Source organism: Amycolatopsis sp. cmx-8-4 (genome assembly GCF_046548675.1).
Classification (GTDB): domain Bacteria; phylum Actinomycetota; class Actinomycetes; order Mycobacteriales; family Pseudonocardiaceae; genus Amycolatopsis.
The window spans coordinates 1-12,403 of record NZ_JAEBDZ010000024.1 but is presented as its reverse complement, the minus strand read 5'-3'; the positions used below and the strand labels follow the sequence as shown (position 1 = coordinate 12,403).

Sequence of the window (12,403 nt, the reverse complement as noted above, 5' to 3'; positions counted from 1 at the left end):
CCACCCCGGGAACGAATCGGACCGAAAGATAGTTGAACGCTCTATGAAACTCGGTATCTACAGCTTCGGCGACCGGCCGCCGGACCCCCGCACCGGCGACCAGGTCTCCGTGGCCCAGCAGCTGGCCAACACCCTCGAGCGGATCAAGCTCGCCGACGAGCTGGGCCTGTCCTTCTACGGCCTCGGCGAACACCACCTCGACCAGTACGCCATCTCGAACCCGGCCACGGTGCTGGCCGCGGCCGCGAGCGTGACGGACCAGATCACCCTGAGCTCCGCCGTGACCGTGCTGAGCACCGAGGACCCGGTGCGCGTCTACCAGCAGTTCACGACCCTCGACCAGCTCAGCCACGGCCGCGCCGAGCTGCTGGCCGGGCGCGGGTCGTTCACCGAGTCGTTCCCGCTGTTCGGTAACGACCTCGGCGACTACGACGAGCTCTTCGAGGAGAAGCTCGCCCTGCTCCTGCGGATCGACCGCGAGGACCCGCTCACCTGGTCCGGCAAGTTCCGGCCGCCGCTCGACAACGTGCGGATCCTCCCCCGGCCCTACGGCCGGCGGCTGCGGATCTCCGTCGGCACCGGCGGCAACCCCGAGTCGTCGATCCGCGCGGGCCTGCTCGGCCTGCCCGTGGTCTACGCCGTGATCGGCGGCCGTCCGGAGCGCTTCGCGCCGCTGGTCGACCTCTACCGCCAAGCCGGCGAAGCGGGCGAGCACCAGCGCGAGGACCTGCACGTCACGATGAGCGCCATCGGGCTCATCGCGCCGAACTCGCAGGACGCGAAGGAGACGTTCTACCCGTACTGGCTCGAGACGATGAAGTACGGCGCGAAGGCCCGCGGCTGGGCGATCCCGACCCGCGCCGAGTACGACACGTACGCCCAAGGCGCGCAGGCGCTGTTCGTCGGCAGCCCGCAGGAGATCGCCGAGCGGCTGATCTCCGTCGGCAAGCTCACCGGCGCCGATCGGTACGCGCTGCAGATGGACTGGTCCGGCGTGCCGCACCAGGACGTCATGAAGGCCATCGAGCTCCTCGGCACCGAGGTACTCCCGTTGGTGCAGAAGGAGTTCTAGACGTCGTTCGCGGCGATGTAGCCGAACGTCATCGCCGGGCCGATGGTCGAGCCCGCGCCCGCGTAGCTGTGGCCCATCACGGCCGCGCTGGCGTTGCCGGCGGCGTAGAGACCGGGGATCACCGAGCCGTCCGGGCGCAGCACGCGCGCCCGGGCGTCCGTGCGCATGCCACCCTTCGTGCCCAGGTCGCCGGGGACGAGCTTGAGCGCGTAGAACGGCGGTGCCCACAGCGGCGCGAGGCAGGAGCTGGGCAGCACCAGCGGGTCCGTGTAGTAGTGGTCGTACGCGCTCGCGCCGCGCCGGAAGTCGCGGTCGACGCCCGCCCACGCGAAGCCGTTGAACCGGTCCACTGTGGACTTCAACGCGGCCGGCGGCACGCCGATCGCCGAGCCGAGTGCCTGGATGCTCGACGCCTTGAAGACCGCGCCCGCGCTGTACCAGGCGTCCGGGAACGGCAGCAGCGGCAGGATGTCGCGGAACAGGTACTTGTTGCGGTAGCTCTGGTCGACGATGAGCCACGCGGGAATGTCCGGCGCCGACGGGTTCTTGTCGTACATCGTGTGCACGACGTCGCTGTAGGGCGCGGCTTCGTTGACGAACCGCTGCCCGGCCTGGTTGACGATCAGGCCGCCGGGCAGGGTTCGCTCGGCCAGGCAGAAGTACGGGTCGCCGGGGGTCGGGATCGCCGGGCCCCACCACGCGTCGTCCATCAGGTCGAGCGCGGCGCCGGCCCGCTGACCGGCGCGGTGGCCGTCACCGGTGTTCTCCTTCGCGCCGACCGTCCAGGCCGTGCCGATCGGCTGGCGCTGGTACTGCGCGCGCATGGCCGCGTTGTGCTCGAAGCCACCCGAGCCGACGATCACGCCGCGTCGCGCGCGAATCAGCCCCTGGGGCACCAGAACCCCGGTGACCGCGCCGTTTTCGACGTTCAGGTCGGTGAGCGGGGTGTTCAGCAGCACCGGGACGTTCGCGGCGAGCAGCCCGGCCCGCAGGCCGGCGGCCAGCGCCTGCCCCATGGTCAGGGGCTTCTGCCCGGCCAGCGCCGCAGCCGTCCCCCGCGCGAGGCACGTGGCGGCGACGGCGGCGCCCTTCGCGTTGACCGCGGCGAGGTTCAGCCACTTGTAGTCGGCGCTGAACACGACGAGCCCGGCCGGCGTCGCGAGGTACGCGGGGTTCAGGTTCGCCAGCTCGGCGCCCAGCAGGTTCCCGTCGAACTGGTCCGGCTCGATGGACCGCCCGTTCGGCAGGCCGCCGGGCAGCTCCGGGTAGTAGTCGCTGTAGCCCTCCATCCAGCGGAACCGCAGCGGGCTGTTGGCCATGACGGACGCGATCATCGCGGGTCCGTTGCGCAGGAACGCTTCCTGACGCGCGGCCGGCACGTCCGGGCCGACGACGGCGGCGAGGTACTGCGCGGCTTTCGCCGGAGTGTCCGGCACTCCGGCGGCGAGCAGCACGGGGTTGTTCGGGATCCAGATGCCCGCGCCGGACCGCGCGGCGGACCCGCCGAACGTCGGCGCCTTCTCGACCACGACGACACTCAGCCCGCGCTTGGCCGCCGTCAGCGCGGCGGTCATCCCGGCCGCGCCGGAGCCGACCACGACGACGTCGTACTCCCCCACGAGCGGCGCCGCCCCGGCGGCCGGCGCCCCCGCGATTCCGGCGGTCACGGCGAAACCCACGCCCGCGGCGGTGCCACGCAGGATCTGGCGGCGGGTCAGGTCGGCATCCATGGCGCACTCCTCGCTCGCGAAACGGCGAACGTCATGGTGTCGGTACCGGCCAGAAACTGGAACATGTTCTACCCGCTTGGAGCAGCCGTCACCGTCTCGAATGGACCGGTGGCGCCAACCGTTGACGACATTCGGCGCACCGGTCCTTAAGTTGACGACTCCCTCATTTTCTGGCTAACTTGAGAGCAGTCTCAAGTTCTCTCCCGAGGAGGTCCTCTTGTCGAAAGTGCTCGCCGTCCTGGGTGTCGGTCCCGGGCTCGGCCTGTCGATCGCGCACCGGTTCGGCCGCGAAGGCTTCACGACGGCGCTGGTCTCACGCACCGACGCGCGGCACGCGACCTACCGCGCGTCGCTCGCCGAAGCCGGCATCACCGCGCACACCTACACCGCCGACGTCACCGACAAAGCCCAGGTCGACGCCGTCCTCGCCCGCATCACGGCCGAGGCGGGCGAGATCGACACCGCCTACTTCGGCCCGGCGGACCTCGGCGTCGGCTCGGCCATCGCACCGCTCACCGAAGCCGGCGCCGACCACCTGCGCGTGCCGTTCGAGTCGATCGTGCTCCCGGCGGCGCAGCTGACCCAGGCCGTGCTGCCGCGCATGCTGGAACGCGGCGCGGGCTCGCTCCTGTTCGCCGGCGGCATCAGCGGCAAGTACCCGATCCCGCTGCTGGGCAGCTTCGCCCCGGCGGCGGCGGCGCTGCGCATGTACGTCCTGACCCTCAACGCGGCGGTGCGCGACAAGGGCGTCTACGCCGGAACGCTCACCATCGGCGGCGTGATCGAACGCGGCGACATCCACCGGATGTTCACCGAGCAGGCCCCCGGCTCCATGCCGGGAACGCTGGATCCCGACGACATCGCCGAGCGGGCGTGGCGCCTGCACACCGAACGCGACGAAGCCGAGGCGGAGTTCAACGCACTGGCTGTCTAGCGAGTCGACGTCGAGCCGGCCGGGACGCCGGCGCCGCTGCTACGCGCGCCGGCTTCCCAGGTACGCGAGTTCCGGGTGCGCGGCGACGTAACCGTCGAGCAACCGGCGCGCCACGGACACCGAGTCGACCAGCGGGTGCAGCGCGAACGCCCGCAGCGCCGCTTCCCGCGAACCCGTCGTCGCCGCCTCGATCGTCGCCCACTCGACGGCTTTCACCGCCGTCACCAGACCCAGCGCGTGGTCCGGCAACGGCCCCGTGCCGATCGGCCGAGCACCTTCGGCATCCACCAGGCACGGCACCTCGACGACGGCGTCGGCCGGGACGCCCGGGAGCGCGGATCCGTTGCCGACGTTGAGGATCAGCGTGGCGCGCTCGCCGCCGGCGAGGGCGCGCATCAACGCCAGCGCGACCTTCTCGTAGCCGCCACCCTCGAGATCCTCGCGTTCGCCTTCGCGCGTCTCGGCCATGTACGTCTCTTCGCGCTCCAGCCGCGTCCGGTCCCACGACGCCAGCGACGGTTCCGCGTAGAACGGCTTTTGCTGCTCCAGCAGGAAGGCTCCGCGTGACGCGACACCCAGGGCTTCGCGGGTGAAGTAGTAATAGTGCAGGTACTCGTTCGGCAGGGCGCCCAGCGCGCGCAGCCAGCCGGCGCCGAAGAGTTTCCCCTCCTCGAACGACTCCAGTGCGTCCACATCGGACAGCAACCGCGGCAGGACGTCCTCGCCGCCGACGTGCACGGCCCGGAGCCAGCCCAGGTGGTTCAGGCCCGCGTAGTCGAACCGCGCGGTCGCCGGGTCGACGCCGAGGGCGCGCGCCACCCGGCGGCAGAGCCCGACCGGCGAGTCGCAGATGCCGATCACCCGGCCGCCGAGCACGCCGGCCATCGCCTCGGTGACCAGGCCGGCCGGGTTCGTGAAGTTGACGACCCACGCGCGCGGCGCCACCTCGGCGATCGTGCGGGCGAGCGCGACGGCGACCGGGACCGTCCGCAGGCCGTACGCGATCCCGCCCGCGCCCACGGTTTCCTGGCCCAGCACGCCTTCCGCGAGCGCGACCTGCTCGTCGAGCCGCCGGCCGCGCATCCCGCCGACCCGGATCGCGGAGAACACGAAGTCCACATCGGACAGTGCGGCGCGCAGGTCGGTCGTCGTGCGCACCCGCGGCGCGCCCGGGACACCGGCCGCCTGCTCGGCGAGGACGCGCTCGATCGCGGCGAGCCGACCGGCGTCGACGTCGTGCAGGACCAGCTCGGTGATGTCGCCCCCGGCCAGCAGCGCGCCGTGCACCAGCGGGACGCGGAACCCGCCGCCGCCGAGCAGCGCGAGCCTCATCGCAGCACCTCGACGCCGGCCTCGCCGAGCGCCGCGCAGGTCGGTTCGTCGGCTCCCGCGCTGGTGACGACGATGTCGAGCGCCTCCGGCCCGCAGACCTTGGCGAGCCCGGTGCCGGGGAACTTGCCCGCGTCGGCCAGCAGCACCACGCGGTCGGCCGCGGCGACCATCGCCCGCTTGACCGGCACCTCGACGACGGTCGAGTCCATCACCTGGCCGTCGCACCGAACGCCACTCGCGCCGAGGAAGACGGTGCCGGCACGCACCTGGCGCAGCGCGTCCTCGGTGAGGAACCCGACCATCGAGTGGTAACTGCGGCGCACCACCCCGCCGAGCAGCACGAGCTGGACGTCTTCGGCGTCCTTCAGCTCTTCGTAGACGGCGAGGCTGCTGGTGATCACGGTCAGCGCGCGGTCGCGCAGGTGCCGAGCCAGCCGGTGCGCGGTGGTGCCGATGTCGAGGAGCACCGTGTCGCCGTCGGCGACCAGCGCGGCCGCGCGGCGGGCGACAGCTTCCTTGTCGTCGGCGCGTTCCGCCGCGACCTGCGCGAACGGCTCGTCGTCGTCCGCGCACGCCACCGCGCCGCCGTAGACGCGGGTCAGCCGGCCTTCGCGGTCGAGGTGCACCAGGTCGCGCCGCACCGTCGCCGGGCTGACGCCGAGCCGCTCGGCCAGCACGCCGACCGGCGCCGGCCCCTCCACGCGCAGGGTCCGCAGGATCAGGTCGTAGCGGCGCTGGGGCAGCATCCGGCGACGATAGCAGTCAAACCTGCTCACCACACGGACGAGTTTGCGCAGGTCTTGCGAAATCTGCGTGACTCAAGCAGTCTCGTGCGCAAGCTTGCGCAGCTCTGGAGGCGCCCGTGACGGCTGAACCCGACGTCGACGTCTTCCTGTCCGGTCTGCTGTTCTTCGACCTGGTCTTCACCGGTCTGGAAAAGCCGCCCGCACCGGGCGAAGAGGTGTGGACGGGCGGCATGGGCTCGGGGCCCGGCGGGATCGCGAACTTCGCCGTCGCGCTGAGCCGGCTCGGGCTGCGGACGTCGCTGGCGGCCGCGTTCGGCACCGACGTCTACGGCCGCTACTGCTGGGACGTCCTTTCGCGGCAGGAGAACATCGACCTCTCGCGCTCGCGGCGGTTCCCGCAGTGGCACTCCCCCGTCACCGTCTCGCTCGCCTACGCCGGCGACCGCGCGATGGTCACCCACGGCCACCCGCCGCCCGTGCCCGTCGCGGAGCTGGCCGGTTCGCCGCCGCCGAGCCGCGCGACCGTCGCCCACATCGGGCTCGACACCGCCGACTGGGTCCACACCGCCCACCAGTCCGGCAGCCTCGTGTTCGCCGACGTCGGCTGGGACCCGTCCGAGGCGTGGTCGCGGGCGCTGCTGGACCAGCTGGCGTGCTGCCACGCGTTCCTGCCCAACGACATCGAGGCCATGCGCTACACCCGCACGGACACGCCCGAAGCGGCGCTGTCGACGCTCGCCGACCTCGTGCCGATCGCCGTGATCACCCGCGGCGGCGCGGGTGTGCTGGCCGTCGACAGCACCACCGGCGAGACGGCCGACGTGCCCGCGCTGCCGGTCGACGTCCTCGACGCCACCGGCGCGGGCGACGTCTTCGGCGCCGGGTTCGTCGCCGCGACGCTGACCGGCTGGTCGCTGGCGGACCGGCTGCGGTTCGCGTGCCTGACCGCGAGCTTGTCGGTACAGCACTTCGGTGGCGCGCTCGCCGCGCCCGGCTGGCACGAGATCGCCCAGTGGCACGCCCGCACCCGGCGGCCGGACTACGCGTTCCTCGACGAGGTCCTGCCGGCCGACACGGAAACCGGCACGTCCCGGCGCGGGCCGGTGACGCTCGGCTTCGGCACCGAGGACGGCTGGGGATAGCCGTGCCGGACCGCGCCGCTCGCTACACCGCGTCCGGGCTGCGGACGTCGTTGCTGACGGTGCCGGGCGCGGTCGGCGCCGAGGCGGTGGGGCTGCGGCCGATCGGCGAGGTGATGGGCTGCGTCGTCGAGCACGCCGGCGCGGGCGGCCCGGCCGCGTGCCTGCGCCGCGGGTACGCCACGGCGCTGGACCGGCTGCGCGCGGAAGCCCGGGCCCTGGGCGCGGACGGCGTCCTCGCGATCCGGTGCACGGTGACCCGCGCCGGCCGGACGCGGGAGTTCGTCGTGCTGGGCACGGCCGTCCGCGCCACCGGCGGCAAGCGGCCGAGCCGGGTCTTCACGACGAGCCTGTCCGGCCCGGACGTCGCGAAGCTCCTGCCGGCGGGCTGGGTCCCGGTGACCCTGGCGATCGGCCTCGACGGCGGCACGGTCTACGACCTCGCGATGCCGGACCGCCCGGCCCGGGAGATCGCGGCGCCGACGGAACTGGTGACGCGGGTGCGGGCGGCGGCCCGCGCGGAGTTCCTGGAGGCGGTCCGGCTTTCGGGCGCGGACGGCGGCCTGGTGTCGGCGACGACGCTGAGCGCGTGGCCCCTCGGCCGCACCGGCGCGGCGGCGGTGGCGGGCGTGTTCGGCACCGCGATCGCCCGGTGTGGTCCCGGTCCGGCGCCCCGGGACGCGCTGGCCGTGCTGCCGCTGGACCGCCGCGGCCGACCCGGCGCACGCAAGATCCTTCCCCAGAACCGGGAGCATCCGGACTGATCACCCCGGCTCCGCCGCCCCCGGCGCGGATCCGTGCCACGATGGCGGGAGAAGCCGACCGAGGGAGGTCCGAAGTGCCCGAGTGGGACGGTCGTGGCCTGCCTCCCGTCGCGCGGGCCCGCGTCGAGCGCTACGCCGCGTCCGGGCTCAAGACGTCGCTGATGAGCGTGCCCAGTGCGGTGGGCGCCGAAATCGCCGGCTTCACCGCGGTCGGCGAGGTCATGGGCTGCGTCGTGCAGCAGGTCGGCTGGGCCGGCACCGCTGTCTTCGCCGACGACCAGGTCAAGCTGATCTCCGGCATGCTGCGGCAGGGCTACTCGACCGCGCTCGACCGGCTCGCCCAGGAGGCCACCGCCCTGGGGGCCGACGGCGTGCTCGGCATCGGGTTCACCGTCACCTCGCTCGACGGCGTGATGGAGGAGTTCGTCGCCCTCGGCACCGCCGTGCGCGCGGAGACGAAGCAGCGGCCGCGGCGGCTGTTCACCACCGACCTGCCCGGCCAGGACGTCGGGAAGCTGATGCAGGCGGGCTGGGTGCCGGTGCGTCTCGCGGTCGGCATCGCCGGGCGCGCCCAGTACGACTACAACATGCAGTACCAGACGACCACCTGGGCCGGGAACACCGAAGTGGACGCGCCCACGCGGGTCGTCACCGAAGTCCGGGCCGCCGCGCGGGCCGAGTTCGCCCGCGCGATCCGCGACGCCGGCGCCGACGGCGGCATCGTCTCCGGCATGACCCTGCGGACCTGGCCCGTGCAGGAGGTCGCGATGGCCGGCATCGCGTCCGTCACCGGCACCGCGATCGCCCGCTTCCACACCGGGCGCGCCGCCCCGACCAGCGCGCTCAAGATCCTTCCGTTGAACCGTTCCTGAGGAGGCTTCGTGACCACCGCGGACCCCGCCGGGCAGCACATCCCCGAGGATGCGATGCGCCGGCTCGCCGAGATGCGACCGGGCCAGAAGACCAGCCTGTTCACGTCGGACCTGAGCGTCAACGAGTTCCTGCTCGTGCGCGAAGCCGGGTTCCGGCCGCTCGGGCTGGTGCTCGGGTCGAGCATCTACCACGTCGGGTTCCAGATGGGCCGGTGGAGCAAGAACCAGGAGCTGGACCGGCTTTCCCAGGCGATGTACCACGCCCGCGAGCTCGCGATGTCCCGGATGGAGGCGGAGGCGGACGTGCTGGGCGCGGACGGCATCGTCGCGGTCCGGCTCGAGATCGAGTTCAAGGAGTTCGGCAGCGACCTCGCCGAGTTCATCGCCGTCGGCACCGCGGTGAAGGCCGACGAACCCGGGCAGTGGCGCAACAACACCGGGAAGCCGTTCACCTCGGACCTGTCCGGGCAGGACTTCTGGACGCTCGTGCAGGCCGGGTACGCGCCGCTGGGCATGGTGATGGGCACCTGCGTCTACCACATCGCGCACCAGCGGTTCCGGCAGATGATGGGCAACATCGGCCAGAACGTCGAGATCCCGCAGTACACCGAAGCGCTCTACGACGCGCGCGAGCTCGCGATGTCGCGGATGCAGACCGAGGCGGAACAGCTTGAGGCGGAAGGGATCGTCGGCGTGCAGCTGCTCTCGCTGCCGCACCGCTGGGGCGGGCACACGACGGAGTTCTTCGCCATCGGCACCGCGGTGAAGCCGTTGCGCGAGGACCACCACATCGCCAAGCCGCAGCTCGTGCTGCCCCTCACCGACTGATGGGCGCCGAGCTGGAGTTCCACTTGCTGGTGGCGGCACTGCGCACCGACCGCGCGGACGTCGAGTCCTACCACCGGGTCCTGTCGGAAACGCTGGGCGACGCGCTCCCGGCGGGCATGGTCGAGGTGGCGCGGCGGAAGACGTTCGCCGACCGCGTCGCGGGGCGTGACGGGCAGGTCGTTTCGGTGCAGGTGACCACCCCGGACCGGGTCCTGGTCTTGAGCGCGGGCAAGCACGGCGGGGTCGCGGCGGAGATCCGCCAGGTGGTGCGCGGCGTGGTGATCAGCCGCAAGGAAGCCGCGGTCGACGACTGGCTGGCGGCGCTGGCCCAGGAGCTGACGACGCTGGCCGAGAAGGACGCGAAAGCCCGGGACGCGCTCTCACGCCTCCTCGGCGGCTGAGAAGTCCTTGTCGCGCAACGGAAGTTGTACCGGGGGCGGGATGAGCACCCCCGGATACACAGCCTAGCCGCGGGGTACGACAGAACCGGACGTCAGCATCCGGCTGTCAGCGCTCGGGCGTCAGCTCAGCACCCGGCCGAGGAAGCCGCGGATGTAGCCGGAGATCGCGTCCAAGTGCGTCTCCAGGGCGAAGTGGCCCGCGTCGAGCAGGTGGATCTCCGCGTCCGGCAGGTCGCGGGCGTACGCGCGGGCGCCGTCGGCGATGAAGATCTCGTCGTTGCCGCCCCAGACCGCGAGCACCGGCACCTGGCTGGCGCGGAAGTACTCGTGGAACTCCGGGTACAGGCCGATGTTGTGGTGGTAGTCCGCGAGCAGCGCCATCTGGATCTCCGCGGCGCCCGGCCGGTCAAGCAGCGCCTGGTCGTGGATCCAGACGTCCGGGCTGACCAGCTCCGCGTCCGGCGAACCGTCGAGGTACTGCGCCTTGGTCGCCTCGAGGGTGACCATCGCGCGCAGGTCCTCGCCGGTCAGCGTGCCGGCGGCCAGCTTCTGCGGGAGGCCGTCGCCGAGGCCCTCGACGTAGGCGTTGCCGTTCTGCGTGACGATCGCCGTGACGCGGTCCGGGTTCGCCGTGGCGATCCGCAGGCCGACCGGCGCGCCGAAGTCCTGGATGTAGAGCACGAACCGGGTCAGGCCGAGCTGGTCGAGCAGGCCCTGCGTGAGCTCGGCGAGCGCGTCGAAGGTGTAGCCGAACTCGCCGACCGGCGGCGCGTCGGAGGCACCCGCGCCCAGGTAATCCGGCGCGATGACGTGGTAGCGGTCGGCCAGCGCCGGGATCAGGTGCCGGTACATGTGCGAGCTCGTCGGGAAGCCGTGGAGCAGCACGATCGTGGGCGCTTCGGCGGGCCCGGCCTCGCGGTAGAAGAGCCGGTGGCCGGCGACGGTGGCGTGGCGGTGGTGCACGGCGGTCATGATTGCTCCTCGCGTCTCATGTTTACTTTCTCATTTATCCATGAGACGCGGTAGGCTGTCAACGGGTCGGGGAAACTGGAGTCCGGACTCGGGAGGCGAACGTGGTCACTGCGGCACCCGGCGAGGAGCTCTCGCTCGCGCTGGCACTGGTCAACACCCAGCGGGTCGGCGGCGGCGGTGATGTCGACGACCTCGAAGACCCGCTCCCCTGGCTGCACGCGCACGGGCTCCGGGTGACGTCGGTGGCCGACGTCACCCCGCTCACGGATCTCCGCGCGGCGGTCCGCGAGCTGCTGGCCGCGCTGGCCGAGGACCGGGCGCCGGATGCGGCCGCCGTCGACGCGGTGAACGCGGCCGCCCGCGCCGACGCCGCCGCGCCGCAGCTCACCTGGGCCGCCGGCCCGCGCCGCGAGTGGCGCGGCACCCGGCCGGGCAGCGTCGACGAAGCCGTCGCGGCCCTGGCCCGCGACGCGATCGACGTCGCCGGCGGCGACCTGGGCCGGTTGGTGCGGCCGTGCGAGGCCCACGGCTGCGTCCGGTTCTACCTGCGCGAGCACGCCCGCCGCCGCTGGTGCTCCACGACGTGCGGCGACCGCGTCCGCGCGGCGCGGCACCAGCAGCTGGTGGTCGAGCGGCGTACTGTGTGAGCCCGCCGACGGAGGGACGCACCATGGACTGGACGCTCGAAGTGGTCGTGGTACCGGTGTCCGATGTGGACCGGGCGAAGGCCTTCTACACGGACAAGCTCGGCTTCCACCTCGACCACGACACAGCACCCGTCGAAGGCGTCCGGATCGTCCAGGTGACCCCGCCGGGTTCGGGCTGCTCGGTCGTGTTCGGCTGTGGCGCCGTGCCGGACATGCCGCCGGGCTCGATGAAGGGGCTCCAGCTGGTCGTCGGCGACCTGCCGAAAGCCCACGCGACGCTCGTCGAGCGCGGCGTCGACGTCGGTGACATCCAGGTCGTCGGCGCGGGTCCCTGGGACGGCAAGGCCGACCTGAACAACGTCGGCTTCGTGTTCTTCGCCGACCCCGACGGCAACGAGTGGGCGATCCAGCAGATCACCGCCCGCGGCTAGCCCCAATGCCGGTCGTTTAGAACGCCGCATGGCCGGTAACCTGCCCACTTGTGGATTTTGAGACAGGTGGTGCCGGCGCCAGTCTGGCCGACCAGGCGGCGATCGGCGTGCTGACCCGGACGTTCCCGCCAGAATTGGTCGATCGGGTTATCGATCAATTCTGGCGCCGGGAACAGCGGACGCGCGCCCTGCCCGCCCGACTAGTGTTCTATTTTGTGCTCGCCCTGTGCCTGTTTCCACACGAGTCCTACCGGTCGACGATGAAAATTCTCATGTCCACCTTCGGTCGGGGCACACAGGGCTATCGAGTGCCCACGACCGGGTCGATTGGAAATGCTCGCCGCCGTTTGGGCCCGGAACCCCTGGAAACCGTGGTCCGTGCGGTATTACGTCCCACAGCAGAGGAAGGAACGATCGGTGCGTGGTATCAGCACTGGCGGTTGACGGCCGTCGACGGAACCACCTTCACAGTGCCCGACACCGACGAGAACGAGCACGCGTTCGGTCGTCCCGGATCCGGGCGCGGCGAAGGCAA

Annotated in this window: 14 protein-coding genes; 10 read left to right on the top strand and 4 right to left on the bottom strand. The window is 72.1% G+C overall.

Annotated features, from left to right (window positions below; translation table 11 throughout):
* Positions 1-43 precede the first annotated feature (43 nt).
* Positions 44-1,072 carry an LLM class flavin-dependent oxidoreductase gene (locus tag ACLJQZ_RS36545; RefSeq protein ID WP_410624799.1) on the top strand — a complete coding sequence of 343 codons (1,029 nt, stop codon included), beginning with the start codon at positions 44-46 and terminating at the stop codon, positions 1,070-1,072.
* Here ACLJQZ_RS36545 and kstD read toward each other — a convergent pair.
* Positions 1,069-2,802, bottom strand: a complete 1,734-nt coding sequence (gene kstD / locus ACLJQZ_RS36540; protein WP_410624798.1) for a 3-oxosteroid 1-dehydrogenase — start codon at positions 2,800-2,802, stop codon at positions 1,069-1,071. The genes ACLJQZ_RS36545 and kstD overlap by 4 nt on opposite strands.
* A gap of 226 nt (positions 2,803-3,028) precedes the next feature.
* On the opposite strand from kstD, the gene ACLJQZ_RS36535 reads away from it, so the two are divergent.
* A complete protein-coding gene (locus ACLJQZ_RS36535; protein ID WP_410624989.1) occupies positions 3,029-3,736 on the top strand; it encodes an SDR family NAD(P)-dependent oxidoreductase in 708 nt (235 codons plus the stop codon).
* Between the two features lie 39 nt (positions 3,737-3,775).
* Here the strand turns inward: ACLJQZ_RS36535 and ACLJQZ_RS36530 are convergent, their stop codons facing one another.
* Both ACLJQZ_RS36530 and ACLJQZ_RS36525 read right to left on the bottom strand, forming a co-directional pair.
* Entirely contained in the window at positions 3,776-5,068 is a 1,293-nt protein-coding gene (locus ACLJQZ_RS36530; RefSeq protein ID WP_410624796.1) for a 6-phospho-beta-glucosidase, read from the bottom strand.
* A complete protein-coding gene (locus tag ACLJQZ_RS36525; RefSeq protein ID WP_247061443.1) occupies positions 5,065-5,814 on the bottom strand; it encodes a DeoR/GlpR family DNA-binding transcription regulator in 750 nt (249 codons plus the stop codon). The genes ACLJQZ_RS36530 and ACLJQZ_RS36525 overlap by 4 nt, the downstream gene beginning before the upstream one ends.
* A 116-nt stretch (positions 5,815-5,930) precedes the next feature.
* On the opposite strand from ACLJQZ_RS36525, the gene ACLJQZ_RS36520 reads away from it, so the two are divergent.
* The 5 genes from ACLJQZ_RS36520 to ACLJQZ_RS36500 all read left to right on the top strand — a co-directional run bounded on the left by ACLJQZ_RS36520 (position 5,931) and on the right by ACLJQZ_RS36500 (position 9,818).
* Entirely contained in the window at positions 5,931-6,956 is a 1,026-nt protein-coding gene (locus tag ACLJQZ_RS36520) for a carbohydrate kinase family protein (RefSeq protein ID WP_410624794.1), read from the top strand.
* Positions 6,957-6,958: 2 nt separating this feature from the next.
* Positions 6,959-7,717, top strand: coding sequence for a heavy metal-binding domain-containing protein (locus ACLJQZ_RS36515; protein WP_410624792.1), 759 nt, complete (start codon positions 6,959-6,961; stop codon positions 7,715-7,717).
* Between the two features lie 74 nt (positions 7,718-7,791).
* Positions 7,792-8,589: a heavy metal-binding domain-containing protein gene (locus ACLJQZ_RS36510; RefSeq protein ID WP_326946551.1), complete on the top strand. Its 798-nt coding sequence runs from the start codon at positions 7,792-7,794 to the stop codon at positions 8,587-8,589.
* A 9-nt stretch (positions 8,590-8,598) separates the two neighbouring features.
* Positions 8,599-9,417, top strand: a complete 819-nt coding sequence (locus ACLJQZ_RS36505; protein WP_247061439.1) for a heavy metal-binding domain-containing protein — start codon at positions 8,599-8,601, stop codon at positions 9,415-9,417.
* Positions 9,417-9,818, top strand: coding sequence for a hypothetical protein (locus ACLJQZ_RS36500; RefSeq protein WP_410624790.1), 402 nt, complete (start codon positions 9,417-9,419; stop codon positions 9,816-9,818). Before ACLJQZ_RS36505 ends, ACLJQZ_RS36500 begins: the two co-directional genes overlap by 1 nt.
* Positions 9,819-9,938: 120 nt before the next feature.
* Here ACLJQZ_RS36500 and ACLJQZ_RS36495 read toward each other — a convergent pair whose 3' ends face one another.
* A complete protein-coding gene (locus ACLJQZ_RS36495; RefSeq protein ID WP_410624789.1) occupies positions 9,939-10,790 on the bottom strand; it encodes an alpha/beta fold hydrolase in 852 nt (283 codons plus the stop codon).
* 101 nt (positions 10,791-10,891) lie between these two features.
* On the opposite strand from ACLJQZ_RS36495, the gene ACLJQZ_RS36490 reads away from it, so the two are divergent.
* From ACLJQZ_RS36490 to ACLJQZ_RS36480, 3 genes are all read left to right on the top strand, one after another.
* Positions 10,892-11,437, top strand: a complete 546-nt coding sequence (locus ACLJQZ_RS36490; RefSeq protein ID WP_410624787.1) for a CGNR zinc finger domain-containing protein — start codon at positions 10,892-10,894, stop codon at positions 11,435-11,437.
* Positions 11,438-11,460: 23 nt separating this feature from the next.
* Entirely contained in the window at positions 11,461-11,868 is a 408-nt protein-coding gene (locus ACLJQZ_RS36485; RefSeq protein ID WP_410624785.1) for a VOC family protein, read from the top strand.
* Between the two features lie 50 nt (positions 11,869-11,918).
* On the top strand, positions 11,919-12,403 hold a 485-nt coding region (locus tag ACLJQZ_RS36480; RefSeq protein ID WP_410624783.1), incomplete at its 3' end, for a transposase domain-containing protein.

Excerpts from the sequence above, each read along its gene's own strand:
- ACLJQZ_RS36530 (WP_410624796.1), bottom strand. The coding sequence starts at position 5,068 with ATGAGGCTCGCGCTGCTCGGCGGCGGCGGGTTCCGCGTCCCGCTGGTG.
- ACLJQZ_RS36545 (WP_410624799.1), top strand. The coding sequence starts at position 44 with ATGAAACTCGGTATCTACAGCTTCGGCGACCGGCCGCCGGACCCCCGC.
- ACLJQZ_RS36495 (WP_410624789.1), bottom strand. The coding sequence starts at position 10,790 with ATGACCGCCGTGCACCACCGCCACGCCACCGTCGCCGGCCACCGGCTC.
- kstD (WP_410624798.1), bottom strand. The coding sequence starts at position 2,802 with ATGGATGCCGACCTGACCCGCCGCCAGATCCTGCGTGGCACCGCCGCG.
- ACLJQZ_RS36525 (WP_247061443.1), bottom strand. The coding sequence starts at position 5,814 with ATGCTGCCCCAGCGCCGCTACGACCTGATCCTGCGGACCCTGCGCGTG.
- ACLJQZ_RS36500 (WP_410624790.1), top strand. The coding sequence starts at position 9,417 with ATGGGCGCCGAGCTGGAGTTCCACTTGCTGGTGGCGGCACTGCGCACC.
- ACLJQZ_RS36485 (WP_410624785.1), top strand. The coding sequence starts at position 11,461 with ATGGACTGGACGCTCGAAGTGGTCGTGGTACCGGTGTCCGATGTGGAC.